General features: G+C 63.5%; 2 protein-coding genes. Both read left to right on the plus strand.

What is annotated here, in order from left to right; genetic code table 11:
* Positions 1–177: 177 nt before the first annotated feature.
* Positions 178–1,725 carry an IS21 family transposase gene (istA, locus tag CK222_RS31265; RefSeq protein WP_095802986.1) on the plus strand — a complete coding sequence of 516 codons (1,548 nt, stop codon included), beginning with the start codon at positions 178–180 and terminating at the stop codon, positions 1,723–1,725.
* Positions 1,726–1,741: 16 nt separating this feature from the next.
* Positions 1,742–2,518 (plus strand): IS21-like element helper ATPase IstB, encoded by a 777-nt coding sequence (gene istB / locus CK222_RS31270; RefSeq protein WP_095802987.1) that lies wholly within the window; start codon positions 1,742–1,744, stop codon positions 2,516–2,518.
* The last annotated feature ends 106 nt before the right edge of the window (positions 2,519–2,624 follow it).

Genomic DNA, 2,624 nt, shown 5'->3' on the forward strand with positions numbered 1-2,624 from the left:
TGCGTGTTTCGGTAATTCCCGGACACCCTTTTCGCTAAATCCCGGACAGTGATTTCAGTAATTCGCGGACAGCGATTCCGCTAAATCCCGGACAGTTTTCGGGAGCGGATTTAGCGGTCGGTTCTTGGTTGCGCCGTTCTGGCAGTTTGGCCTCTCACGATGATGTTGAGAGGGGCCATGCCGAGACGGAAGCAAGCGAGACGAACGAGCGTGAGGGACATCCAAGCGATCTTGCGCCTGACCCATGAGCAGGGTCTTTCGGTGCGTGAGGTGTCGGAACGGCTGAAGATCAGCAAGACGACAGTATCGACCTATTTGCTACGGGCGCGGGAGGCCGGGCTGTCATGCTGGCCTCTGCCGCCGGGCCACGACGACGCGACACTTGAGCGGCTGCTGTTTGGCCGTGCCGGTCGTCCGCCGCAAGACCTGAGCGAACCGGACTTTGCGCTGATCGCCAGGGAGCTGAAGCGCAAGGGGGTGACGCTGACGCTGTTATGGCAGGAGTATCGCGCCGCCCATCCCGACGGCTACGGCTACACCTGGTTCTGCGAGCACTTCGCCGCTTTCGAGCGCCGGACGAGCGCGACATTCCGCAATCGGCATGCGGCGGGCGCGGTGATGCAGACGGACTATGCCGGGCAGACGGTGCCGGTGATCGATCCGGCGACCGGCGTCATTTACCCGGCGCAGATTTTTGTCGCGGTGCTGGGCGCATCCAATCTGACCTTCGCCTTTGCCAGCTCCAGTCAAAAGCTGCCGGACTGGATCGAGGGCCAGGTACGAGCGCTCGCCTTCTTCGGCGGCGTCACCAGAGCGATCGTGTGCGACAACCTGAAGGCCGGTGTCGTCAAGGCGCTGTGGTTCGAGCCGACGCTGAACGCGACCTTTGCCGCCATGGCCGAGCACTACGACACCACCATCCTGCCGACCCGCAGCCGCAAGCCGCGCGACAAGGCCAAGGTCGAAGGCGCGGTGCTGATTGTCGAGCGCTGGATTCTGGCGCGGCTGAGGAATCGATCCTTCTTCTCGATCGCCGAGCTCAACGCGGCGATCGCCGAACTGCTCGAGGAGTTGAACAACCGGCCGATGCGCCATATCGGCAAAAGCCGCCGCGAACTGTTCGAGGAGATCGAGCGAGCAGCCCTGAAGCCGTTGCCGGCGGCACCGTTCGAATACGCCGAGTGGAAGTCGGCGAAGGTCCATCCTGACTACCATGTCGAGGTCGACAAGACCTTCTACTCGGTGCCGCACCGGCTGATCGGCCGCACCGTCGAGGTGCGGCTCACCCATCGGGTGGTCGAGATCTTCCACGATCACCAGCGCGTCGCCTGCCATGTCCGTCGCTCGCAGCGTTCCGGCCATGTCACCGTCAATGAACACATGCCCAAGGCGCATCAGCGCTACGCCAACACGACGCCGGCTAGCCTGATTGGCCGGGCGGCCAGGATCGGCCCCAACGCCGCCATCCTGGTCGAGCGCATGATGCGCGACCGGCCGCATCCGGAACAGGGATACCGCTCGGCCATGGGCGTTCTGTCGCTGGCTCCACGTTATGGACCGGAGCGTCTCGATGCCGCCTGCGAGCGGGCGCTGCTGATCAACGCGATCGCCTACTCCTCCGTCACCGCCATCCTCAAAGCCGGTCTCGACCGAGCCAGCTCTGCAGAACCGGCAAAGCCGACACCCCAGCACGCCAACATCCGCGGCTCCACCTATTACCAGTGAAGGAAAGGAAGAAAGAATGCTGACGAACCCCACCCTCGACCAGATGCAAACCCTCGGTCTGGCCGGCATGGCTGCCGCCTGGCGCGAACTGGCCGAACGGAACAACGCCAACGAGCTCAGCCGTGACGAGTGGCTCGGCCTGATGCTCGACCGCGAGGTCGCTATACGGGCCGACAAGCGCGTCCGGAACCGGCTCGCCTCAGCCAGGCTGCGCTTTCCCGAAGCCTGCATCGAGGACATCGACTTTGCCGCGCCACGCGGGCTCGACCGGCGCAGCACCATGGCGCTCGCCCAGGGCGAATGGCTGAAAGCGCATGAGAACCTGATCGTCACCGGCCAGACCGGAACCGGCAAGTCGTGGCTAGCCTGCGCCTTCGGCCGGCAAGCAGCACGGCTTGATCATTCCGTGCTCTATGTGCGAGTGCCGCGCCTGTTCGAGGATTTGGCGCTCGCCCGTCTCGATGGCCGCTTCCCACGCCTCATCGACAAACTCACCCGCGCACAACTGCTCATCCTCGATGACTTCGGAACCCACTCCCTCACCGACCAACAGCGCTTCCATCTGTTCGAAATCGTCGAGGAACGCTATCGCCGCAAATCCACCCTGATCACCGCCCAGGTCCCGGTGGCCAGATGGCATGACCTGATCGCAGACCCCACCGTCGCCGACGCCATTCTCGACAGGATCGTGCACAACGCCCACCGCATCGTGCTTCAGGGCGACAGCATGCGAAAGCAAAAGGCCGCGCCCCTCTTGACCGGCACCGAAAACGGCGAAATCAATCATCCATGAACGCAACAAGGCACCCGAGGACCGACGCCGCCAGACTGTCCCGACATTAGCGAAACCACTGTCCGGGAATTAGCGGAACCCCTGTCCGGCTTTTGCGAAATGCGCA

Origin of the sequence: Mesorhizobium sp. WSM3866 (assembly GCF_002294795.1) — a bacterium.
In the GTDB taxonomy this organism is placed as follows: domain Bacteria; phylum Pseudomonadota; class Alphaproteobacteria; order Rhizobiales; family Rhizobiaceae; genus Mesorhizobium.

What these genes read in the sequence shown, in the direction of transcription:
- istA (WP_095802986.1), top strand. Translation starts at nt 178, where the DNA reads ATGCCGAGACGGAAGCAAGCGAGACGAACGAGCGTGAGGGACATCCAA.
- istB (WP_095802987.1), top strand. Translation starts at nt 1,742, where the DNA reads ATGCTGACGAACCCCACCCTCGACCAGATGCAAACCCTCGGTCTGGCC.